General features: G+C 67.8%; 17 protein-coding genes and 2 pseudogenes. 7 read left to right on the top strand and 12 right to left on the bottom strand.

Features of this window, described 5'->3' with window-relative positions; translation table 11 throughout:
* Positions 1 to 104 precede the first annotated feature (104 nt).
* Entirely contained in the window at positions 105 to 1,727 is a 1,623-nt protein-coding gene (locus AC069T_RS13480) for a translation initiation factor 2 (RefSeq protein ID WP_478782990.1), read from the top strand.
* Here AC069T_RS13480 and AC069T_RS13485 read toward each other — a convergent pair.
* On the bottom strand, positions 1,715 to 3,805 hold the full coding sequence (locus AC069T_RS13485) for a hypothetical protein (RefSeq protein ID WP_478782876.1): 2,091 nt from the start codon (positions 3,803 to 3,805) through the stop codon (positions 1,715 to 1,717). The genes AC069T_RS13480 and AC069T_RS13485 overlap by 13 nt on opposite strands.
* Positions 3,806 to 4,358: 553 nt before the next feature.
* Here AC069T_RS13485 and AC069T_RS13490 point away from each other — a divergent pair.
* A complete protein-coding gene (locus AC069T_RS13490; RefSeq protein ID WP_478782877.1) occupies positions 4,359 to 5,336 on the top strand; it encodes an L-threonylcarbamoyladenylate synthase in 978 nt (325 codons plus the stop codon).
* A gap of 333 nt (positions 5,337 to 5,669) precedes the next feature.
* Here AC069T_RS13490 and AC069T_RS13495 read toward each other — a convergent pair whose 3' ends face one another.
* Together AC069T_RS13495 and AC069T_RS13500 are read right to left on the bottom strand one after the other, a co-directional pair.
* Positions 5,670 to 6,263 (bottom strand): carbonic anhydrase, encoded by a 594-nt coding sequence (locus tag AC069T_RS13495; protein ID WP_478782878.1) that lies wholly within the window; start codon positions 6,261 to 6,263, stop codon positions 5,670 to 5,672.
* 331 nt (positions 6,264 to 6,594) lie between these two features.
* Positions 6,595 to 6,936 (bottom strand): helix-turn-helix transcriptional regulator, encoded by a 342-nt coding sequence (locus tag AC069T_RS13500; RefSeq protein WP_478782879.1) that lies wholly within the window; start codon positions 6,934 to 6,936, stop codon positions 6,595 to 6,597.
* A gap of 230 nt (positions 6,937 to 7,166) precedes the next feature.
* Here AC069T_RS13500 and AC069T_RS13505 point away from each other — a divergent pair, with 230 nt between their 5' ends.
* Entirely contained in the window at positions 7,167 to 7,487 is a 321-nt protein-coding gene (locus AC069T_RS13505) for an STAS domain-containing protein (RefSeq protein WP_478782991.1), read from the top strand.
* Between the two features lie 529 nt (positions 7,488 to 8,016).
* Here AC069T_RS13505 and AC069T_RS13510 read toward each other — a convergent pair.
* From AC069T_RS13510 to AC069T_RS13540, 7 genes and pseudogenes are all read right to left on the bottom strand, one after another.
* Positions 8,017 to 8,472 (bottom strand): annotated as a pseudogene (locus AC069T_RS13510) (DUF5655 domain-containing protein); the annotation flags it as partial.
* A gap of 37 nt (positions 8,473 to 8,509) precedes the next feature.
* Positions 8,510 to 9,049 (bottom strand): hypothetical protein, encoded by a 540-nt coding sequence (locus AC069T_RS13515; protein ID WP_478782880.1) that lies wholly within the window; start codon positions 9,047 to 9,049, stop codon positions 8,510 to 8,512.
* An 83-nt stretch (positions 9,050 to 9,132) separates the two neighbouring features.
* Positions 9,133 to 10,334, bottom strand: a protein-coding gene (locus AC069T_RS13520; RefSeq protein ID WP_478782881.1) for an IS3 family transposase whose coding sequence is annotated in 2 segments (ribosomal slippage) — positions 9,133 to 10,049 and positions 10,049 to 10,334 — 1,203 coding nt in all. Because the reading frame shifts where the segments join, the coding sequence is not laid out codon by codon here.
* A gap of 57 nt (positions 10,335 to 10,391) precedes the next feature.
* A complete protein-coding gene (locus AC069T_RS13525) occupies positions 10,392 to 10,688 on the bottom strand; it encodes a hypothetical protein (RefSeq protein WP_478782882.1) in 297 nt (98 codons plus the stop codon).
* 439 nt (positions 10,689 to 11,127) lie between these two features.
* Positions 11,128 to 11,403, bottom strand: coding sequence for a transposase domain-containing protein (locus tag AC069T_RS13530; RefSeq protein ID WP_478782883.1), 276 nt, complete (start codon positions 11,401 to 11,403; stop codon positions 11,128 to 11,130).
* A gap of 103 nt (positions 11,404 to 11,506) precedes the next feature.
* A pseudogene (locus tag AC069T_RS13535) lies at positions 11,507 to 11,944 on the bottom strand (endonuclease NucS domain-containing protein); the annotation flags it as partial.
* Positions 11,941 to 12,690 (bottom strand): transposase, encoded by a 750-nt coding sequence (locus AC069T_RS13540; protein WP_478782884.1) that lies wholly within the window; start codon positions 12,688 to 12,690, stop codon positions 11,941 to 11,943. The gene AC069T_RS13540 and the pseudogene AC069T_RS13535, both read right to left, overlap by 4 nt.
* 1,585 nt (positions 12,691 to 14,275) lie before the next feature.
* Here AC069T_RS13540 and cas7g point away from each other — a divergent pair.
* Genes cas7g through AC069T_RS13560 form a run of 4 tightly spaced genes read left to right on the top strand, consistent with a single transcriptional unit; the run spans position 14,276 to position 20,955 of the window.
* Complete coding sequence (cas7g, locus tag AC069T_RS13545; protein ID WP_478782885.1) at positions 14,276 to 15,466, top strand: type I-G CRISPR-associated RAMP protein Csb1/Cas7g; 1,191 nt, start codon at positions 14,276 to 14,278, stop codon at positions 15,464 to 15,466.
* A gap of 4 nt (positions 15,467 to 15,470) precedes the next feature.
* Positions 15,471 to 16,940: a type I-G CRISPR-associated protein Csb2 gene (csb2, locus tag AC069T_RS13550; protein ID WP_478782886.1), complete on the top strand. Its 1,470-nt coding sequence runs from the start codon at positions 15,471 to 15,473 to the stop codon at positions 16,938 to 16,940.
* Positions 16,937 to 19,963 (top strand): type I-G CRISPR-associated helicase/endonuclease Cas3g, encoded by a 3,027-nt coding sequence (cas3g, locus tag AC069T_RS13555; RefSeq protein WP_478782887.1) that lies wholly within the window; start codon positions 16,937 to 16,939, stop codon positions 19,961 to 19,963. Before csb2 ends, cas3g begins: the two co-directional genes overlap by 4 nt.
* Positions 19,964 to 19,968: 5 nt before the next feature.
* Positions 19,969 to 20,955: a type I-G CRISPR-associated protein, Cas3-extension family gene (locus AC069T_RS13560; RefSeq protein ID WP_478782888.1), complete on the top strand. Its 987-nt coding sequence runs from the start codon at positions 19,969 to 19,971 to the stop codon at positions 20,953 to 20,955.
* A 246-nt stretch (positions 20,956 to 21,201) separates the two neighbouring features.
* On the opposite strand, the gene AC069T_RS13565 is transcribed toward AC069T_RS13560, so the two are convergent.
* Together AC069T_RS13565 and AC069T_RS13570 are read right to left on the bottom strand one after the other, a co-directional pair.
* Positions 21,202 to 21,423 (bottom strand): hypothetical protein, encoded by a 222-nt coding sequence (locus tag AC069T_RS13565; RefSeq protein WP_478782889.1) that lies wholly within the window; start codon positions 21,421 to 21,423, stop codon positions 21,202 to 21,204.
* A gap of 619 nt (positions 21,424 to 22,042) precedes the next feature.
* Positions 22,043 to 22,384: a hypothetical protein gene (locus tag AC069T_RS13570; protein ID WP_478782890.1), complete on the bottom strand. Its 342-nt coding sequence runs from the start codon at positions 22,382 to 22,384 to the stop codon at positions 22,043 to 22,045.
* Between the last annotated feature and the right edge of the window lie 940 nt (positions 22,385 to 23,324).

Raw genomic sequence — 23,324 nt, forward strand, 5'->3', positions numbered from 1 at the left:
CGGGCAGCGGGCAGCGGGCAGCGGGCAGCGGGCAGCGGGCAGCGGGCAGCGGGCAGCGGGCAGCGGGCAGCGGGCAGCGGGCAGCGGGCAGCGGGCAGCGGGCAGTGCTGTTTGCCGTTCGTTCAGCGGGAGCTCTGCATCGGCTTCTCGATGTACTGCCTGTCTTCGAGGGTGACGAGCGTGTCCTCGTCCGTTTTACGCTGGTGCCAGGGTCCGTGTTCGACGCAGACGCCTTCGCAGCCCTGGAGCGCTCCGGTGCACGTACGGTCAGTTGGGAAGAGGCTCGTGCCAGCGAGCACGACCTGATCCTGACTGCGAGTCCGAAGGGTGAGTTGCGGGTCCTTTCCGGTCCCGGGGTGTTGCTTCCGCACGGTGCGGGTTTCAACAAGACCGTCAGCGGTGACGGTTCGCCACGCATTCCGTCCGGTCTTGACCCCCACTACCTGCTCGTGGACGGCGAACCGTGGGCCGCGCTCCATGCGCTGGCGCACGACGAACAACTCATCCGCCTCGCCGAGTACTGCCCTTCGGCCGCCGCGCGGGCGGCCGTGGTGGGTGACCCAACTCTGGACCGGCTGCTCGGCTCACTCGCCCACCGGGAGAACTACCGTTCCACCCTGGGAACGGGCGAGCGCCGGCTCATCGTGCTCACGTCCACCTGGGGGCCTGAGTCGCTGCTCGCCCGGCGCCCCGAGCTGCCAGGGGAGCTCATCAGCCGGCTCCCGCACGACGAGTACCAGCTCGCCCTAGTCCTTCATCCCAATGAGTACAGCCGGACCAGCGCGTTCGACCTCTCCCGTCACCTCGCCCCCGCCCTGTCAGCGGGCCTGGCCCTGGCCAGACCATACGAGGAATGGGCCGCGCTCCTGGTTGCGGCCGATGCCGTGGTCACCGACCACGGATCCACGGCCCTTTACGCCGCTGCCCTCGGCCGCCCGGTCATCGGGGCGTACGACGGTGGCAGCGAACTGATACCCGACAGCCCAATGGCAAAGATGCTCACCCAGGTTCCCCGGCTGGCTAAAACCGCCGATCTGGTGCACGTCCTCCCGGCCGCCGAAGCCCACGACACCCAAGCTTTCGCCGACTCAGCCTTCGCCCTGCCCGGCCAGTCCCTGCAACGCCTCCAATCCGAGCTCTACTCTCTGCTGAGGCTCCGGCCGCGGACCGTCCCAGTGGCCCCGCATCCGCTTCCTCACCCAGCCGCACCCCAACGTCCTCTGGCACTCGCGGTACGGGCCGAGGTATCCGGGTGCCGGATCAGCGTCGAACGGTTCCCCTCGTTCACCTCCGAGGCGGTGCACCACCTGGCGGCCGAACACCCGGAAGCCGGCCAGCGCCAGGTGCAGAGCGCGTCGGTGTTGTGGCGCCGTGCCCGGCCTGCCTCTCCCGCGCCGCACACCAGCACCTGGACGGCGGCCGGCTGGACGGCCCGGGTGCTGGAAGACGCCCCGGGCTGCCGGACCGCAGCTGCGATCCTCTCCCCGGATCGGTGCCTGGTCCGGTACCGATCGGCGGCGCCGTTCAGCGTCCGCATCGAGCCCCGCACAACCAGCGACCGCGTCCTGCGCACCGATCCCGGGGCAGTGGTGTCGGCGGTCCACGCCTGGCTCGGCGCCACCCCGCAGTGGACGCTGCCCGTATCGCTCGTCTGCGACATCGGTCCCCTCACGGTCCGCGTCAGGTTGGCCCCGGCCGACGAAGCCGACCTCACCTACGAGCTCTGACCACCGTCAGGCAGAGCGCCCGAGCGCGCGGCCAGCAGCTGGGCCGCCGTCCGGTACTCCTCCGCTTCGGCGGTTTCGCCCAGCTCCTCAGCAAGTGCAGCCAGTTCCTCCAGGACGCGCGCCTCATCAAACGTCGAACCCCGCTCGCGGGCGTTCACCAGCGCCGCACGTACCAGACCGCCCGCTTCCGCCGCACGCCCGGCACGCCTCAGCGCACGGCCGAGCTCGAAGCCGGCCCGCGACGTCATGCGCTCCCGATCCTGCTCCCGCGCCATGCTGTACGCCGCGCTCAGCAGGGCAACCGCCCGCTCAGGCTCGCCCTGGCTCAGGGCGGTGCGACCCAGCAAGTAGGTCTGGAGCAGCACACCGTAAGCGTTTTCGATCGCTGCGTGGACTTGCCTGGCGGCTTCGAAGTCCGCGGTTGCGCCTGTCCAATCCCGCTGCGCGGACTTCAGCAAGCCCTGGAACTCCATCACCGACGCCTTCAGTTTGCGTTCCTGCGCAGATTCACCCAAGGCTTCGGATGCGCCCAGAGCGTGCCGCAGCTGCTCAGCAGCCTCGTCATACCATTCCTGCTCCCACAGCGGCCTGGCCAGCTGGCACCGCATCCGCACCATCGCCGGCAGGCACTCCAGGCGATCGGCAGCTGCTACGCCTGTGCGGAAAGCGTCCGTGACATCCGCGTAATGCGGGTGATCAAGAAAGTGTGTCCACAGCGGTTCACACAGTGCCCAGGCGTCCTCGTACAGCTCGGTCTCGAAGGCCAGGCGAACACAGCCGTACAGAGCGAGCCGCTGCGATTCCAGCCACCTCAGGGCCTGTGCCTTACCAGTGAACTCGATGTCGGGTACGTCTTCGACAACCGCAACTGGGTCTGCAAAGGTCATGCGTGGGCCGGCGGCCAGCAGATCAGCCCGGCCTGCTTGGCGCCTGTACCAGCGGATCAGCCTGCGGCGCGCCTCTGCCCGGCCAACACCTTCCGGATCCGTCTGGCGTGCGCGGCGCTCAGCATGCCCTCGCAACAGCTCGTGCATCCGGTAACCCTCGGGCCTGTTCTCCAGCAGCCCCACCGACTCCAGCTCCTCCAGCGCGTCCTCCGCCGGCAGAAGACCGCCACCAAGGAGCGCCGCGGCAGCTGGGCCCGTAATGACAGGAGCGGGGTACTGCGGCAGCAGGCAGTAGAGGCGGCCAGCCTCCGGCCCCAGCCCTGAGCATGCGGCGTCCCAGACTGCCTCGATCATGGGGATGCCCCTCTCCTGCAGCTCTGCCGTGAGCTCAGTGACCAGCCGGGACAGGCTGCGACGACGGTACTTGCGGACCCACTGGCCGGCCACCTGGAGGGCCGCAGGCAGTCCACCACAGCTGCGGGCGAGCTCCGCCACGGCGTCCGGCTCCGCCTCGAGCCGCGGGTCGTCCACAATGTGCCTGAGCAATCGCACCGCATCGTCCATGGCCAACGGGTTCACAGGCACCTCGACCGCGGCCACGCCGTCGAGGTCGTAGAGCAGCCCCTGGCTCGTCACGATCGCCAGGCTCTGCGCGGAAGCCGGAAGCAGTGGTACGGCCTCAGTCCCATAGCGGGCGTTGTCGATCACCACGATGAGACGCTTGTCCCGAGAGCGCGTCCAGTACTGCTTCGAACGGCCGGCAAAAGACCGCTCCAGCCAATCCGGTGAGACACCCAGACCGGTGAGCAGTTCCCCGACAGCGTCCGCCACCTCCACCACCCCGTCCCGGCGCAGGTCGTCGAGATCGACGTACAACACACCGTCGGGATACCTGTCGCTGAGCTGACGCGCAACATGGAACCCCAACGCCGTCTTGCCGATCCCGCCGATCCCAGTCAACGCCACCACGAGCGGCCCAGCGTGGTCCGCGTGACTCTCTGCAGCTTGTGCGATGCGCTCCTGCTCGGCCTGCCGATCCTCGAAGTACGCCAGCGCGGGCGGCAACTGGATGGGCGTTGGCTGCGGCAACAAACCTGCCCCGTGCAGGTGTTGATGCACCTCTCCAATGCGACCAGCCTGGACTACCACGTCCGCCCGTCCGTCCAGACTGTTGTACGTCTCCTCGCTCATCCCCCAACACTAGGGCGCATGAAGCTGCCTGACGGGGCATAGCCTCGATTCAGGGAACCGCCTTCCGCGCTCTGACCGCCAGCGCTCCCGCCCCACCTCGCGGGCCGGTCGCCCACCGACAACCAGACCGCATTCGGACAGGAGCCTGCGTGTCCTGGCGTCAAGCGGAGGTCCCCTCGTGCAGCTCGTCCTTCCCGCGCATACCGTGCCCGTAGGCGACTACATAACGGCGGCCGTCCTGCTCGGCCCCACCACATCGGGAACCTCCGCCGCTTCACCCGTCGTTTCATCTCCCTGAGCCCGTCGACCTCGACCGGAGTGGGCGGATTCCACCGCCGCAGAGCGCGCATGGACCTCCTGCGCTCCATCCCCGTCCAGCACCACCGCGAGCCCGCCGTACGCGAACTCCCGGCAGTCCTCGCATGAGGAAGCCGAGACACCCTCCGCAGGCCCCCGCAGACCCGGGGCCCTGCTGCATTACGCGCACACGGCAGCCATAGCCTCAGGATCACGACCCGTCGCCGGTCCCTGATGTGCACCTAGGATTGCGAAGGTGACGGCAAGCACCATTGACATTGAGAAGGCGGCCGGTGTGCTGCGCGCCGGCGGCCTGGTGGCCCTTCCCACCGAAACCGTCTACGGACTGGGCGCCGACGCCGAGGACCCCGCTGCCGTAGCGCGGATCTTCCAGGTCAAGGGACGCCCGCCCTCCCACCCGCTGATCCTCCACATCGGCGGCGCGGAGCAGCTGGACGACTGGGTCCAAGACGTGCCCCAGGCGGCGCGCCTGCTGGCCGAACATTTCTGGCCGGGGCCCCTGACGCTGGTCCTGCAGCGCGGCCGACGGGTGCCCCTCGAAGCGACCGGTGGCCTGGAGACGGTGGCCGTGCGCGTGCCCGACCACCCCGTCGCACTCGCACTGCTGGCGGCTTTCGGTGGCGGTGTCACGGCTCCGTCCGCCAACCCCTTCGGCCAGGTCAGCCCCACAACCGCGAATGACGTCCGTGCCGAGCTGGGTGATGCCGTCGACTTCGTGTTGGACGGCGGCCCCTGCGAGGTCGGCGTCGAGTCGACCATCGTCGACGTCACGGGCGAGATGCCGAGCATCCTGCGGCCCGGCGGGGTGACGCGTGAGGACCTGGAAGCGGTGCTGGGATGCCCGCTTGCAGTCCACTCGACAAGCCGTGTCCGGGTGCCGGGCCAGCATCCGTCGCACTACGCGCCGCGTGCGCGGGTCGTCCTTGTCGAGCCCGACAAAGTCGTCGCCGAAGCGGAGCTCGCACAAGAGCTGGGACACCAGGTGGGCGTCTTCCTTCCCCCCGACTTCGCCGACGCCCTGGTGAAGGCGCACGCCGTGGTGACGGTCCCTGCCTCGATGGCCGCCTACGCGCGTGGGCTGTACGGGTTCCTACGCCAACTCGACGAGCAGGGGTGCGACCTCATCGTCGCGTCCTTGCCTGCGGAAGAGGGGTTGGGGCTGGCGATCTCCAACCGACTCCGCCGCGCCGCTGGGCCCCGGCCCACCGTGTGACCAGCAACGACGCCGTGCCCTGACTACTTCTGGGGCCGGCGGCCGGGCGGATTCGTGGCGGATTCGGCTGAGGGCCCAGCGCTCCGGCAGGCCGGGCACAGTTCGTGCCGGTCCTCGTCGGTGACGACTGTTCCCAACCCTCTGCAGACCTCGCAGCCCGCAGCCCGCGCCAGGTCGGCGCGGGGCGCGGTGCTGGGTGCGTGGTCTCCGTGAGCCATCGGGGGTGCCCATTCGAGGAGGATCAAGCGGCGAACCCGATGGAGTTCCTCATCCACGTATACGCAGGTCTTCCGGCCGCGGCAAATCACGCTGAGCAACCCATGGCCGGGGCGGTCAGGACGCGGCGGGGACCGCCGCATCGAGGCCGCGAGAGGCAACAAGCTGTGCACTGCCATCGGCCAGCCGGTAGGACAGCCCCACCACACCGAGGCGGCCGGCGGCCACCCGCTCGGCCAGGACGCGGGAGCGTTCCAGCAGCAGGTCCACGGTGTGCTCGATGTGCTCGGCCAGGATCTCTTCGGCCTGGTCGCGTCCGGCGGCGCGGGCCGCCAGCACGCTCGGGGTCACCCGTTCGACAACATCACGGACGAAGCCGCCAGGAACCCTGCCACCATCGGCGGCGGCACGGGCAGCTGCGATGGCCCCGCACGAATCGTGGCCGAGCACGACGACGAGCGGGGCATCGAGCACGCTCACGCCGTACTCGATGGAACCGAGGACTTCTGCACCAGCGACATGCCCCGCGGTGCGCACCACGAACAGGTCGCCCAGGCCACGGTCGAAGATGATCTCGGCGGCCAGCCGGGAGTCGGAGCACCCGAACAGCACGGCGAACGGCTGCTGGGACGGTGCGATCTCGGTGCGGCGGGTGGCGTCCTGGTTCGGGTGATCGGGGGAGCCTGAGACGAAACGCTGGTTACCGGCCATGAGCAGGTCAAAGGCGTCGCGGGGCGTCGGGGTTTACTTCTCGGTCATGGCGGCAGCCTACGAGCCCGCACCAGCCGTCGCACCGCCTGGTCCGGCCGGAGCTCACCAGGTCGGGCCAAGCTGACGGCTTGGGCATCACGCCCAGGCGCCGGGCGAGGGAGGCTTCGATGTGGAACCTCAGCGCGCGGCGCTGCGGCCATGCCCCGTCCGGCCACTGGTCCGGAAACCCTCCGCTGGTCGTTCACACCCGCGCAACGAACGAGGCGCGACCGACGCTGTCGGCCGGACGAGGTCGGATCGCCCGAGATGACAACCGGTCCATTTATGAGCATCAGCATGCCTGCTGCCCTGGCCCTGCTTCGCCCGTTGGTGGAAGATCTCCCCGGTCGCGGCCGGTGAACAACTCCAGCAGGACCCGGACGGGCAGGTGGGCCTCTGCCGGGTGACGCAGCCTCCCATCCAGACGGAGGGTGTAGCGCGTGCGCCGTCCGTCTCGCTCCCGGCTGAGGTACCCGGCCCGTTCCAGGTCGCTGACGATGCTCTGGGCGGTGCGCTCGGTAACGCGGCAGGCCGCGGCGATGTCACGGATACGCGTAGCAGGATCGCGTGCGATAATCAGCAGCACGCGCGCGTGGTTGGTGAGGAAGCCCCACCCTCCGGCCTGCTGGTCCATAATCACCCCTGCCCCTTCGATGCTGCTGCGCCAGAATCACCGGCTGGAGACTTCCGGAAACACGGTTCATCCAGTGCGGGGAAGCAGGGTTCCGTGGTGAAGGGATCGTGCCCCTTCCGGCGGTATCGGACGGAACTTGCCGGATAGACTCGACGGCATTCTCTTCAGGTCCCGGGCAAGACGGTTGGGCAAGCGTTATGGATGATGATCTTCCCTCGGTCGAGAGGGCCATGTCGGGCCCCTGCCTGGTCGCGAAGGTGCGCGGGGCCATGGACTACGTCACGCAGCCGGAGCTGCGCGAGCGGCTGAAGCAAGTGATCGCTCGCGCGGATCGGGTTGTCGTGCTGGACCTATCTGATGTGTCGTTCTGCGACTCGGCGGGGTTGAACGTGCTGCTCGGGGCCCGCCGTGAGGCAGAGAGGCTAGAGGCGGTGCTGGTCCTAGCCTGCGTGCCGGGCCCGCTGCTCCGCATCCTGGAGATGACCGGAGCCGATCACGTCCTAGAGGTCTTCGACACCGTCGCCGACGCCGAGGCCGCCTTGCGCAGCTGACGGCCTCTGTACCTAGGTTGGTCTTGGCAGCCGCTCCGGTCCGGACAGCGGAGCCGGGCCGACGGGCTGCCAAGTTTCAGAGGCACCTGGCGGAACTCATCCCGCGTCGTCCTCCTCGACGTCTGCGGCAGCCGGGTCACGTAGCAAGCGCAAGCCGCCGCCGGCCGGGACGGTGGCGCGGAAGCTGCAGCGGCCCGAGCAGTTGAGGTTGGTGTGCCCCAGCGGGGAGAGTCGGGCGCCGTGCCGAGCCGGCACATCTCATCCTCAAATAGTAGTTACAGCTCGTGCCAAATCGAAGAGAGAACAGCGAGAGGACCCGCGTCGCAGCTCGGTGCGGCTGCTCGGCGAATCCGTAGGCGGCACCAGCAGGGCGATATATACCAGAGGATCCCCGGTTAGCGAAACCGGGGATCCTCCGCAACATTAGTGGTCCACCGCCATCCCCCTGCCCGTCACGTCGAAAGGGAGCATCACGACGACAGCCCACAACTCCACACTCCGCTCGGACCGGCACCGCCACAGAAGATCTCTAGCCCGCGGTGTAGCTGAGGCGGAGAAGGTCTCCAGCGCGCTCCAGGTCCCGCTCCGTGCGCAACTGCAGCTCCAGGTCGCCCGTGCCGTGGTGGCCGAGCCCCGTTACGTCCCGGGTGAAGCCGGGGATGAGGTCGACCTCCTTCGGGTCGGCCTTGAGGTAGACGAGGATCTTGGTCTGCTGAGGCGGGCAGACGCTAGCGAAGTTCCGCAGCCGTCGGTAGGCGCGGTACTGCTTGCGCTGCACCCGGGTGACACTGTCCCCGAGTCCGACCAGGGCCTCGTCGACCGCCTGGGCCAGCTCAGCCATCGCACCGCCCTGCTTCCCGGCCGGCAGCCCCCCGGCCGCACGGCGGCGTACCTGCTTGGCCTCGATTGAGTGCCCGGTGACCGAGGCCACGGTCTCAAGGCCGAAGTGGTCGCTGCCGAAGTACCGGTAGCGGACCAGGTCGATCACCCAATGCCGCGAAGTTAAGGCCCCGATGGCAATGTCAAGGGTTCGGCGAGCGGGAGCTTGTAGGTGCACGGGGCTGTGCGGATGAGTCGGTTGTTGCGGGTCCAATAGCAGAGTTGTCGGTGAGGCTCTTGATGGATGGTGTGGTGGTGAGACCGAGGCGGCGCGCGATGTCTCGGGTATGCATGGCTTGATTCGCGTTCGCCGCCAGGGTCCGGCAGACCTGCTCCCAACGCCTGGAGGTCGTCTGGCTCGGGGCCTGTGTGCCGGGAAGGGCCGGCGGATGGACGGTGATCTCGATAGCGCTGATCGGCGTGCTGTCGCGGGGTCGTTCGTCGCGGTTCCAGGTGTGGTATCGGGAGATTCCGCTCTTGACGACGCGGGTGGAAAGCCGCATCCGGCGTCGGGGAAGCAGTGTGCGCAGGATGCGGGTGCCGATGTGTCCGACCAGGTCGGAATAGTTATTCGGTCCGGTTGTCGGAAGTGTTCCGGTGAGGCTGACGGCGGTGTCGCGGGCTGCCTCCAGGGCGGCGGTGAAGCCAGCCCGGTCGGGGTCACAGCCGGGTTCGGTCTCCACCGCGGCCACCATGATCGAGCGCAGTGCTTGGTAGAGGGTGAGTAGTCCCCACACGGGTCTTGACCCGGAATCTTGGACACGGGCTATGCGGCTTGGGCCACAGTAGTTGATGTTGTGTTGAGTGCTGTCTCGTAGGCGATGGGACTGCGTTGTCCGAGGCGGGAGTGTCGGCGTCGGGTGTTGTAGCGGTTGAGCCAGCGGAACGCGTCGAGACGGGCCTCGCGTTCGCTGGACCAGTGCTTTCGGCCCTGAAGCGTCTCGCGTTTGAACGTCGCATTGAAGGACTCGGCGAGCGCGTTGTCCGCCGAGCTGCCGATCGCGCTCATAGACTGGCGGACGCCGGCCTGGCGGCAGGCGTCGGCGAAGGCCCGACTGGTGTACTGGGCTCCGTGGTCGGTGTGCATGACCGCCCCAGCGAGGCTGCCGCGGGTCCGTTCGGCGGCGGACAGGGCGCCGGTGACCAGGTCGGTGCGCATGTGATCCGCGATCGCCCAGCCGATCAGGCGGCGTGAGGCGAGGTCGATGACGGTGGCCAAATACAGGAACTTCCCGCTCTCCAGCGGGAGATAGGTGATGTCGCCGACGTACTTCGTGTTCGGCTCGCTTGCCGTGAAGTCGCGGCCGATGAGGTCCGGGGCCTTCGCCGCGGCCGGGTCCGCAACAGTGGTGCGGTGCCTGCGGCGCAAGCGCACGCCGGCCAGACCGGCACTCCGCATCACCCGCGCGATCCGCTTGTGGTTGACGCGCTCGCCCGCCTCGCGGAGCTCGGCGGTGACCCTGGGGACGCCGTAGGTGCCGTCCGACTCGCGGTGCACGGCCCGTATCCGGGCGTCGAGGCGGGCGTCGGCCGCCTGCCGGGCGGCCCGGTCGGCGGCTGTGCGACGCCAGTAGTAGAAGCTGGAGCGGGCGATGCCCAGGATGGTGCACAGCCGCTTCACGCCGTAACGGCGCTGATGGTCGGCGACGAACTGGAAGCGGTTCACCAGCGCGTCTCCCCGGCGAAATACTTCGCCGCCTTCCGCAGGATCTCGCGCTCTTCCTCCAGCTCACGGACCTTCTTCCGCAGAGCGGCGTTCTCCGCCTCCAACGGCGTCGGCGGCTCGGCCGGCACCTCCGCCCGGCGTCCCCGGGGCCGGCTCGCTCCGGCCGCCCGGACCCAGTTCCGCAGGGTCTCGGGGTTGATCCCCAGATCGGCGGCTACCTGTCTGATCGTCGCCTCGGGCCGCGACTGGTACAGCGCGACCGCGTCCGCCTTGAACTGCGGCGGATAGTTCTTCATGACCACGAGATGTCCGTTCTCAGATCCTCAGGATCCAGTGTCTCGTGTGTCCAAGATCAAGGGTCAAGGCCCCACTTCCTGGCAGAGGCCCACCGGGTCCTTGGAACGCAGCACCCGGCCTTGGAGGAGGGTGTGGCGCAGGGCCAGGTAGGCGGTCTCGATCTCCCAGCGTTCGTGGTAGAGGCGCATCAAGCGTGTGGCGGGGTCTGTGCGATGGTCGGTGAGTGTGGTCAGCAGGCGGTACGCGTCGCCGAAAGTACTGCCGTCGACGGTGCGTGCTTGGACCTCGGCCTCGATCACTCGCAGCGAGAGGCTGCCGATGCGGGTGAGGTACGAGCCGTCGGGCAGCAGGGCCAGCACCGGTGGGCGTCGTGTGCTGGTGCAGCGCACCAGAAACTGCGCGCCCTGTCGCGTGATGGCGGCCAGGAGTTGTTGCCGTCGAATGCGCGGTCTGCCAGAAGGAGCATGTCCGGGGTGAGATGGCTGGTCAGTTCCCGGGCGTAGTCGCTCTCGGCTTTGACGGCGGGGCCGAAGGCTGCGGCAATCAGGGCGCGGGTGCCTGTCTCGCACAGTGTCATCAGCATCAGCCGGGGGTATCCCGCCGGGCCGTGGCGTCGAACGGTGCGGCCGAGCCAGGACCTGTTGCGCTCGTGATCGGGGACCGACAGGCTTCCGCATCCATCGAAAGCGACCGTGCGCCAACGGCGGTAGCGCACTCCAGGGGGAGGGCTGGGCCAGCGGGCCCGCCAGCACGTCGAAGAGCCGCTGCAGAGGGGCAACGCCCACCCGCCGGCGCAGATCACGAAGTGCCTTCTCGGACGGCTGCGGCACGTTGGCACTCAGCCCTGCTACGAGTTTTGTCCCATACCAGCTGGGCGCCCAGATGCTCGAACAGGCCGAGAGCCAAGACGAAGTAGACCCCGACTCGGGATGGCAGGCTCCGCAATCGTTTCTCGCGGGCTCCGGTCTCCTCCACCACCGCATCCACCAGCTCCGGTGGGATGACTTGGGTTAACTCACCGATGTGACCGGGCGCGAACACGTCAGGGGTGCCGCCCGTGACAAACTGGGCCACAGGGCCTCTGCTCTCTCAGGAAGATCTTGGTCGATCCCCTGAATAGCAGAGGCCCTGCCACATCTCACGACCCCCTTGACATTGCCATCGGGGCCTTAACTTCGCGGCATTGGTCGATCGAGCGCCGATGCTCGCGTACGGCGTGCGCGTCGTAGCGGGTGAAGTCGCCAGCCACGCAGATCAGCCTCGGTGCGCTCCACAGGATCTGGGACGCGGCCGTCACCCCGAGCCGGTCGCGGACCAGATTCCGGAAGGCATCCTTGTGATTCGTCAGCCAGGCCATGTAGTACAGGCCCTGATTTATGACACCTGCGTCAGTGCCGCGCTTGTACTCGACAATCACAGGAGCCCCGTTCTCATCAAGACCCAGCGAGTCGATCCGTCCGCCGTCGACGCAGTCGATGACATACTCGCTCGCGAGGAACGTGACGCCCAGCATCGTCTCCATGTTCGCCTCGACGAGGTCCTGTACATCCGCCTCGACCTCAGCAAGACGCGGCGCGACCTCAGTGACCCCGCCTGACGTACTGAGGTCTTTCAGCGTTGCCGCTCCAGGGTGAGGACGGCGGCGGCGATTGACGTCATTCGATTCGGGCTGCACCGGGCCTTGCGGAAGATCCGCCAGGTCTTCAGGCGGGCGACGCCGCGCTCGACCGGTGCCCGTGCTGCGGACAGCGCACGGTTGACGGTCTGTTGGGTGGGTGTGAGGTCACGGCCCGGCGGGCGTCTGAGGGCCGTCGTCACCCATGGGCCGGCTCCCATATAGGCACGGTCGGCGAGAACCGGGACGCCCTGGCGCTCACAGATCCGGATGATCCGGTGGGCGTGGGCGGCAGTGAGGTCGTGCGCACGGCCGGGCAGTGCGGGTGAGATCCACAGCAGCCGCCCGGCCGGATCGGTCACCACCTGCACGTTCACCCCATGCCGGCGGTGCTTGTGAGAGAAGTCGGCCCGGCTGTCGCCGACCCGGTCGCACTCCGCCAGCGTGCCATCCAGCAGGACATAGTCCGGGTCGGCCTCACGCAGGGTACGCAGCAGGCCGGGCGCGCGGTCGGCCAGCAGGTCGACGACGGCTGCCAGGTAGGCGTGCGCGGTGCCGACGGAGATGCCAAACCCGGCAGCGAGCTGGGCGAGAGTGTCATGCCGCCGCAGGTACACCAGGCCGACCAGGGCACGCTGGTGCGGTGGGAGCTTGCAGCGGCGGTCACCCTCGCGGGTGACGATGAGCATGGTGACCCACTCGACCAGGGCATGAGGCAGGTCGAGTGCGGCAGAATACGGAACCATTGCGGCTCCTGTGCCTGTGGGTTGAGACTTCGAACACCTCCCCCAACGGCACGGGAGCCTCGTGCGTTGCGCACACCACCAGCATCACCCGATCAGTGGCCACTCTGAAACTGCTCACTGAACAGCTTCGGGCCCACCACTCCCCCTTCGTGATCTCGACGCCAGGGAGGAACATCAGCGGACACTGAGATATTTCCGCTGCCCGTCCTCCTGCGGCCACGCCTCACCAGCATTGGCGGTAGCTGCCGAGCAGCGCATCTTTGATGCGTCAGTCCACGATCTGCACCCCCCTCGCGCCTCCTCAGGCTGTAGGCCGGGAGCTGGACACATGAGCACTTGCACGACAACAACGCTGAAGCCTCCACATCAGCCACCTAATCCAACTGCATCGGGCCGACACACCGGGATCCGAATCCCACGCCCTCAGCCCGAGACATCGAAGCGCTCCTCGCCGACGAGCCCCTTCCAGCTCACCTTCGCGCGCTTGTCAAACTTCTCTGGGGTGGCAACGCGAAGATCGACGATGCCCTCGCCCTGAATATGAAGGACGCGTCTCCCGCAAGCCGCGAAATCCCCATCAGCGAGCAGGCGATTCGACTACTGCGAGAAGCCGTTGGCGACCGTGAGCAGGGGCCGCTTTTCGCAACCTCGTCAGGCAAGCGCATCGACCGTGGAGTCATCGCCACGCAGACGCGGCGGGGACCGCATGCCCTCCACACTATCCGTCCCGGTGGGCTTCGCGACCGACGCTCAGGTCCACGCCGGGACGCTTCCTGACCATACGAAAGCCGCCGCTGCCAGCACATCGGCATTGCATCAGGCGTGCGTCGTTCATCCGCCATGATCTCCGTCGCTACCACTCACGATGCGATCACCCGCAGGCGCTCCGAGTGGGTAGAGAAGGCGCGGCTCGAGTACACCCTCGGGGAGCCATCCGGCGCCTTGGTCAATGTTGACACCGCAGGGCGTGCCCTTGACGCAGCTGCCCTGAGCCTTCCGAGCACAAGTTGGGCATGCGGCGGCCGGAGAGCCTCAAGAGCCAGCCCTATAGCGATATGCACGTTCGAGTCGACATATCGCTACGCATGGCAATGAGCTATATGTCACATGAAAACGGAGCTAGAACTCACAGGTGCCCCAAAGCGCACGCTTCATCCTGCAGCATTGCCGGGGCACCGCAAGCGCCGCCGCGAAACCAACCTCCCGCTCACCGTCCCCGCACCTTCCATCGTCGACTGGCTCTACGCGGGTAGAGCCAAGACCGCGATGCCCGAACCCAGTTGATGGCGACAGGTTCCCTGTGCGGCCATCGGCCGACCTGCACCGTCCAGGCAGGGGTCCAGCTCTCAGAGGGCGTCGCGCCGTATGGTTCGGCGACCGCTCCGCATCGAGCTCCAGAGGAGCAACGAGGGCTGGCCGGGCACCCTACCGAGCACCACTGACAGCGCCTCATTTCAGCCATGAAGGCGGTTTCACGTCACCTGTCCACTCCTGCTTCCATGGCGCCTTCCCCGCTCGGCTGACTTGAACTTGCGTATGCCTGACGGGGCGCTGACGTTCACCATGCAAAGCGGAAGGCCCTGCCTTGAAGGACATCTACGAGCGGTTGCTGGCCGCTGCGAGCCTACGGTCGGCGGACGGTGCGATACGCATCGTGTCGGAGTACGAGCCGCTGGCCGGGGTCGGTACGCCGCTGTTTCCGCCGACTGTGAAGGCGAAGGAGACGAACTCCGCCGGCTACTTGGTCGAGCCGAGGTATGTGGACGGGAATGAGACGCAGGTCGTTCTGCTGGATCAGCCCCAGTCCCAGGCCAACAGGTGTGAGACGGCACTGCTCGACGCGGTGAGGCGGCGGGAGATGTTCATCCCGCACCTGGAGATGGTGACCGAGTCACACGGCATGCCGGTCCGGATGACGAACCTGGAGGCTCCTCACCGGTCGCGGGACGCGTATTTCCGTGACTCGGTGGATGGGGCGGGAACGAAGTTCGACGAGACGGAGCCGGGCGCCGCGCTGCGTGATGCAAGCTCCGGTGACCTGAGTGCGTACCTGCGCCTGGTCCCCAGCGATCTGGCCTACGGAGTGTGGGACTCACACCGCAAGCGGCGAATTCAGGTGAAGATTCCTCGCTCTTACCGTTCCGAGATGATCGGCATCAAGCCGCTGGTGGGTGTCCGGGCAGCTGGTCGGGTCGATCGGCTCAACCTGGCTGGCGAAACGGTGGAGTTGCCCGACTCTGGGTGGGCTCCTAGTGCCTCCGAGAAGTCCAAGAAGGGTGTGAAGACAGCGCGGATGTCCGAGCTGGGGCACGGGATGATTCCTCCCTCGGAGGGCCTCGGTGGGGTGTCGGTCACGTCGGTGCAGCGCAGTGCCTCACTGAGCCTGGCGCAGCTGGCGACGCTGCGCTTCGGCAATGCGAGCCAGGAACTGACGGCCAAGGCCCGGGCGTTGGTGGCCTCCGTCGCGCTGCTGGGCGACCGGCTGGCGTTCTCGGCTCCCGCCCTACACCTGCGCTCGGGGTGTGAGCTGATGATGGTCTCGGAGCGCATCGAGTGGGTGCAGCGGGGCCGTGATGGGGTCCCGCTGCTCGAGCCGCTGGAGCTTGCCACACCCCAGGAGGCTCTGGAGCTGTTCACGATTGCGGTCGATCGGGCTCGCGAGGCCGGACTGGAGTGGCCGTCCGGCCCCATGGTCGTGCACCCCAACCCGAGCTTGCAGCAGGCGATCGACAAGTCGTACCTGATCGCCGGGGTCGGCGCAGCCGAGAGCGAGTGACCCGGTGCCGTTTCGCATCACCGTCGACCTGCTGGACTCCTCATACCAGGCGTCCACGCTAGACCGCAGCCGGGCCGAATGGCCCCCACACCCCTCCCGTATCTTCTGCGCCCTGGTGTCCGTGGCTGATCCAGGCGACCCTGTCCAGGACGCCGCCTTGTCCTGGCTGGAGCAGCAGCCCCTTCCTTCACTGCGGATACCGGCACGGACCACGGAGGCCGGGACCCCGCGGATGTCCTGGGTGCCGACGAACGCCTCGGCGGCCAAGCCCGGTCACGCGGTGCTGCCCGGACGGACCAGCGGCGGCAAACCGAAGGTGTGGCCGCAACGCTCTCTGGCTCAGCCCCGGCTGGAGTTCGAATGGCCGTCGGAGCCACCGCGCGGGGTGTTCGCTGTGTTGGAGGAGTTGGCCAGGGCGGTACCTTACATCGGCCGCGCCGGTGGTCACGCCCTCGTCACCGCCGGCGTTGCCGAGCACTCCGTTGCGGAGAGCAACGGCGATGAGTGGGAGATCTGGCAGCCCAGCGAGGAAGTTTGCGCGACAGGCGCGGTGCAGTCGCTGCGGGCCCCGTATCCGGGCTATTTGCAGCGGTTGCGTCTGGCGCATGAGCAGGGTGAGTCGGCCTGGCAGCAGGACCGGACGTTCCCCTACGCCCGCCAGGGCGCCACCGAGCCGGAGATTGACCAGGAGATCCTGGCGGGCCCGTTCGAGGACCTGATGACCTTCGCTTTCCCTCCCCGATTCTCCCTGGACCCCGCGCTGACGGTTGAGGCAACCGGCGCTGTTCGGGAGAAGGTGATGGGCTTGCTGTCGGAGGCTGGGCACGACGTCGAGGCCATGGTCGCCGTCCACGGCCACAAGCCGAAGGGGGACGAGCGTCGCCTCTGTGCCTACCTGGGGCTGCCGTTCGTCGGCCATCCGCACGCCGATGGCCGACTGCGGGGTGTAGCGGTCGCGCTGCCCAGCGACCTGGACCCCGCGCACCGCAGAGCGCTCCTGGCCGTGCTGCTGCGCATGGGCGGTGGCTTGCGCAAGCTCAAGCTGCCCAGCCTTGAGCGACCCGTGCAGCTGGCCTATGTCCGCGCCGGCGACGCGGCGGTGAAATCCCTCAAGTCGGTGATGCCGGAGCAGTGGACGCCGGCCTCGCGCCAGTGGACCACGGCGCTGCCCATGGTCCTCGATCACTTCCCCCGGGGGCGCGATATCGAGGGCTCGGTGGCAACCAGCTGCCGCCTGGCCGGCCTGCCCGTGCCCGATGCGGTGGAGGTCCTGCGCACCGGCGCCTTCGTACCTGGCGCACCCACCCTTCGCTCTGATGCGGTACGCCGCAAGGACGGTGACCGGCCGCTTCCCGTCCGGCATGTCCGTCTGACCTTCCCTCAACCCGTCACCGGACCGGTGGTGCTGGGCAGCAAGAAGAACTTCGGCCTGGGCCTGTGCGTGCCCACGGCCCCGCGGAAGGCAGATGCATGAGCCTCACCCTTGAGGACTTTCCCGACTTCGTCGAAGCCGTACACGGCCACCGCCCCTTCCCCTGGCAGAGCGACTACCTCAACAAGGCTGCCAAGACGGGGAAATGGCTGGACCTGGATGTGCCCACCGGTCTAGGCAAAACCAGCCTGATCGACATCTGGCTGTTCCTGCTCGCCTGGCAGTGCGCCACCGGGCAGGGGCGAAGCGTTCCGCTACGGCTGTTCTTCGTCGTCGACCGCCGTCTGATCGTCGACCAGGCGCACGAGCACGCCCGCACTCTCCAGCAGGCTCTGGCCGACGCCCCGCAGGAGTCCCTCACGGGCCGCGTCGCCCAGGCGCTGCGCACCCTGAGTGGCGAGAGTATCGCGCTGGAAGCCGTGCGGATGCGGGGCGGTGTGGACTGGGCCTCGCGCTGGCTGCGCTCCCCCGTCCAGCCCGCCGTGATCACCTCGACCGTGGACCAGTACGGCAGCCGCCTGCTCTTCCGCGGCTACCACACCAGCCCCAGGATGCGGCCCATCGATGCGGCCCTGTGCGGAACCGATGCACTGCTGGCGGTAGACGAGGCGCACATCGCCCTGCCGTTGCTCACGACAGCCACCGACTCCACCGCCTACCAGCAGACCGCTTCCGACCCCGACCTTGCCCACCGTGGCGTCCAAGCCGTCAGCCTCTCCGCCACCGCCGCTCCTGATCCCGCGCACCCGCCCCATCAGATCAGCGAAACGGACCGCGAGGACCCCGTCGCGGGAGACCGCCTCAATGCCCAGCGGCGCCTGACCCTGTGGGACGCCAGAACCCTCGCCAAGCATTCCCCGCTCGCCTTCGCGCAGGCCGCCGAGCAGGCCGTGGACGCCATGCTGCCGCTCGTGGCTCGCCCCGTCCTCGGCGTCGTTGCCAACACCATCCGTACCGCCCGCGCAGCCTTCCAACGTCTGATTGTCCGCGACGAAATCGACGTAGTCCTGCTGACCGGCCGCTGCCGCGGTCAGGACCGCGAGCGCCTGCTGAACAGCCGCCAGATGCGCGAGTTGTTCGAGGGCATCAGCGCCGATCGTGACCGTCCCCTGGTGGTCGTCGCGACCCAGACCGTCGAAGTCGGTGTCGATGTATCCTTCGCGGGACTCATCAGCGAGAACGCAGCGGCTGCTCCGCTGATCCAGCGCCTGGGCCGGCTGGACCGCACCGGCGCCTTCCCCTGGGCCCCCGCGATCGTGATCCGCCCTGCGGCACCGGATCCGCAGTACATTCCCGTCTACGGCCCGGCCGCCCACGCGACCTGGGAATGGCTCTCCTCCCACGCTCCCCTCATCAACCCCGCAGGCCACAACGCCGATGTTCTCCGGGATAGCCTGCGCCACGGGCTGGTCATCAACCCCACCACGCTGCCTGGCCTGTTGGACGGCATCGAGGCTGCGTCGCTGAACGTGCCCGCACCGCGCGTCCCCGTCCTGCACCGCACCCTGCTGGACTCCTGGACCCGCACCAGCCCCACCCCGGTCCCCGACCAGCCGACCGCGCCCTTCCTCCACGGCCTGAGCACCACACCCGAGGACGTCCAGGTCCTGTGGCGCAACGACCTCCCCACCGTGGACGGCCAACCGGACTGGGAGAAGTGGGCCGCACGCATGGACCAAGTCCCGCCCCATCCCGGCGAAACCGTCGCCATCCCCGCCCGGCAGCTGCGCCGCTTCCTGACCCAACAGACCGCCGAAGAGACCACCAGCGACCTGGAAGGCACACCGGACGCGGAGGCACCTGCCGCGTCCCGGAAGCACCAGGCGATGGCTCCGGTACTGCGCTACGACGACCGTGACAACCAGTGGGCCCCCGCGACCGGCCCCCGCGATATCCGCCCCGGCGGCACCATCGTCCTGCCCTCGCACTACAGCGGCCACGACGCCTACGGGTGGACGGGAACCCCCGGCGCCCCCGTCGTCGACCTCGCAGACTTCCCGCCCCGCACCCACAGCGCACCGACTCGCCTGGACGCCCAGCCCCTGGCACTGCTCGGCGGATTCGACGAGGCCACCACCCACGCGGCCACGACAGCCATCGCCCGTGCGTCCAAGAAGCTGCTGGCCGGCGAGGGCGACGAATCCGTCACCGACATCGTCCACCACCTTCTCGACCGCCTCCTCAGCCTGCTGCCCGCCGCAGCCTGTGCTCAGCCGATGACCAGCTCGTACGCCCCCGAACTGCACCAGCGCCTCAGCCAGCTCCGGACCATCACCGCATGGGACACCGCCGCCGACGGCCGCTCGGCCCGCACCGGCCACGTCATCCTCGACGCCACCGACCCATCGCGCCTGCTTCTCGTCCCCGCCCGCCCCCAGGGCGACCGCATCGAGCGCACCGCCGGCGTCAACGATGAAGACGCCGACGGCAGTTCCCTCACCCGCCCCGTCGGCCTGGCCCAGCACAGCAAGGCCGTCGCGGCACGCGCCGCCGACTTCGCCGTACGACTGGAACTGCCCGCTCCCCTGGTCGCGGCCGTGGAGACCGGGGCGCACGCCCACGACTGCGGCAAGCACCATCCCCGCTTCCAGTGCATGCTGTGCGCCGGCGACCGTCTCCTCGCCGAGTCCCTGGATGAACCCCTGGCCAAGTCCGGCATGGACCCGGCCGACCGTACCGGCCGCCGCCGCGCCGCCCGCCTGGCCAACTGGCACCCCGAGCTGCGTCACGAAGCACTCAGCGCCCTGGCCGTACAGAAGTGGCTCACCGCCAACCCCGCCCACGCCAAGGGCCTGGACACCGACCTCATCCTGCACCTGGTGGCCTCCCACCACGGCCATGCCCGGCCACTCCTGCCACCGGTAACCGACCCCGACCCCATCGACGTCACCTGTCTCATGCCCGACCAGCAGCACATCACCGTGAACAGCGCCGCCATGGGCACCGACTGGACCGGCCCCGACCGCTTCCACGCCCTCAACCGCCGCTACGGCCCCTGGGGCCTGGCCCTACTCGAAGCCGTCGTACGGCTGGCCGACATGGCCTGCTCCGAGGAAGGCAGCTAACCCCGATGCCCTACCACGAACTCGAACTACCCGCCCTGGTCAGCAACTCCCCACTCGGCTTCCTCGCCGCCCTGGGCATCCTCCAGCTCACCGCCCCCGCCATGAGCCAGCCCGCCCGGCTCTCCTGGCTCGGCCCGGACGCACCCGCCGTCCTCCACACTCACCAACCCCTCACCCACCAAACCCTCACCGACCTGCTGCGCAGCCAACTGCCCGACGACCCCGCCAAGGAGCCCCTGCCACTGGCTCCCGGCATCCTCTCGCTGCCCCGCAGCGGACCCAGCGACGCCCTGCGCATGCCCATTGACACCGCCCTACACCACCTGCGCGGCCACACGCAGGCCGAGCGCGAACACAACACCCCCGCCGCCCACTGGTTCGCCGCACTCGTCAACCAACTGAGCATCGGCCCCACCGACAAGAACCCCAGCAAGGCTCGCCCCGCACACGGCAAGCAGCCCGACCTCTACACATCAAGCACCCCGCTCTTCGGCCGCGGCGGACAAATGACCCTGGCCAACAACTGGATCAAAGCCGCCGAGGAATGCCGCAAAGACCCCACCCACCTGCTCGCCGCGCTCACTGCCTGGCGCCGCGTCGACGGCTACGCCGGCGCCAACCTCGACCACCATTCCACCGGCGACGCCCACATGGTCAGCCAAGGCAAACCCACCCAACAGGGCGTCCCCGGTGCCACCTGGCTCGCCCTCCACGGGTTCGCCACCGTCCGTCTCACCGGCGACAGCACCTACGCCCAGACCACCAGCTGGGATCGCACCACCCCCAACGGCGCACTCACCTGGCCCATCTGGCACCTCCCGCTCACCACAACCAGCATCGCTGCCCTCCTCGAACACCCCCTCGTCCGCACCCCGAACCCCAATCCCACCAAACTCCACAACCTCGGCGTCACCGCCATCTACACCGCCCCCCGCACACGCCTTCCACAAGCCGACGGTCCCCTCCAACTCAGCCACCGCACGCACCCATGAGCCACCACCAACCAGCCTTCCTCTGCGGTCTCGAACTGCAGCACCACCACGGCATGTGGGAGCACGGACAGCGGCCCGTGTGGCCGCAGCCATATCTGTGTCTCGAACCGCAGCTCCATCACGGCGCGATGACCGTCGCTGCGAACCACGGTCTAACCTTCCTTGTCCGCGGCAGTTCCGGCCGCAGCACCACCCGGGGTTGAACTTGTGAGCTTCGTCAACAAACAGCTAGTCAGAAGCCTGCGATCACCCGTCGCAGCACCACCACAGCTCCTGCTCGTAGAATTCCGGCGCACGCCCGCACACTGCGCCTGCGGTTCCGATCCGCAGCACCATCGTGGCGTCGTGGAGAACGTCGCTGACATGGTCAAGGGGCCTTACCTTCGCGGTTCCAAACCTCAGCACCATCGTGGCTTCGGCCGTCGCCCCGAGCGCCTCAAGCTCCTGCTCGACCTCTGCGGTTCCCACCGCAGCACCACCACGGGGTGAAAAACGGCGATACGTGGGGCATCATGAAGCTCTACGTCTGCGGCCCCGAACCGCAGTACCACCACGGCAACGGCCCCACTTCGACTGGGATCGACCTCGACGTTGCCTCTGCAGAACTGCAGCACCATCCAGGCTCCCTCCCGCTCGCGGCCCTGGTCGCAGCCATCCCCTGCGATCACGTCACAGCACCATCACGGGTACGCGGTGGAGACAATCAAGGCTCTCTATACGCCTTCCCCCATGGCCACGCATCGCAGCTCCATCACGGCCATCACCTGTTCCTCGGCGTGACCGCGTCCTAATCACGTCTCTGTGGCCAACCTCGCCACAGCACCATCACGGTCCCGTAATCGGCCAGGCCATCACGACCCTTCCTCGCACTGCCTCAGCGGTCACCAACCGCAGCACCACCACGGCCGGTCGGAGCCTCCGCAAGAAGCTTCGGACATCGCTGCTACCTCTGTGGTCGCAAACCACAGCGCCACCACGGCTTTTTGTTGACCTTGGCGAGAATGACGGCGACGGCCTGCTTCTGCGGCACGCACGTGGCGACGCTACCTCTGCGGTTCGGAATCACGGCACCATCACGGCACCGCAATCATGGTGACCATCGTCTACAAACCTGTCCGCCTCCGCAGTTCCCAAACCGCAGCACCACCGCGGCGAGGACACGGGCATCGACTATGTCGTAGTCGACGACTCTGAATTGCGGCACCGAGCCACAACACCACCACGGATTCATTGCGATTTTCGGCGGTGGCGAGATTGGTCCGGCCTCGGCGCTGAACCCCAGCAGCGCAACGGGCAGATCCCGACGAGTCGTTCTTGGCCGAAATCGACGTATCTCTGCGGCGTCGAGCCGCAGCACCACCACGGCGCCGAGACCGAGGAGACCGAGTTCACCATGGGTTGCCTCTGCGGCTCCGAACTGCAGCACCATCTGGGATTGAACTTGCGAGCTTCATCGACAAACACCTGGTCAGAACTCTGCGATTCAAATTCGCAGCATCATTTAGGCGATGGCGCCGATATCGGCTTCATGCTTGACCTGGCTCAATTTACCGAGCCACACACCACCACGGACAGATCTGCAGCTCAATATCATTGCAGCTTCCCGTCAGCATCTGCGACTCTATCCGCAGCACCACCACGGCACGCTGAACGTCATTGCCTCGGTCTACCGAAGTGAGCGCACCTCTGCGGTCTCAGACCGCAGCACCACCGCGGCCACAGAGGCTCGATGTGGGTGATGACGGGCGTGCACTTACCTCTGCAGTTCCGAATCGCAGCACCACTGCGGATCCGCCTGGGCCAAGAACCTCAGCAAGGGCCCCACTCTGCCCTGCACCCACGAACCGCAGCACCATCACGGCATCAAGCCCGGCGAAGAACTACCCAGCGCGGTGTACTGTCCTACGATCTCGAACCGCAGCACTATTACGGCGAGGCACCGCCCACCGACGTTACGCAGGTCGACCTCCTGCCTATGTTCCAAACTTCGGCACCACCGCGGCTCCGCACCGAAGTCCTGGTCGGTCTCCCAAGCGAGTTACCTCTGTGATTCCGAACCGCAGCACCATCACGGCAGCGTCCGTCCGTGCCTGTACACCCCGCACTCGGGAACCATCTCTGCGGTTCCGAACCGCAGCACCATAACGGCTGCGGTAACAGCCCGACTGAGTCGCCAGGACCGTGACTGCTTCTGTGGTCTGGTGGCATATGCGTCTATGGAGCAGGCAGACGGCAGCATAGCGGGGGGGGGGGGGGGGGGGGGGGGGGGGGGGGGGGGGTTTTTTTTTTTTTTTTCCCCCCTCTCCTCGTCCCACGAACAAAAAGAAAGAACCAAAAAAAAACCCACCCACTCCCCCCCCCTGCTCCCT

The organism is Streptomyces sp. NPDC043867, assembly GCF_056435845.1.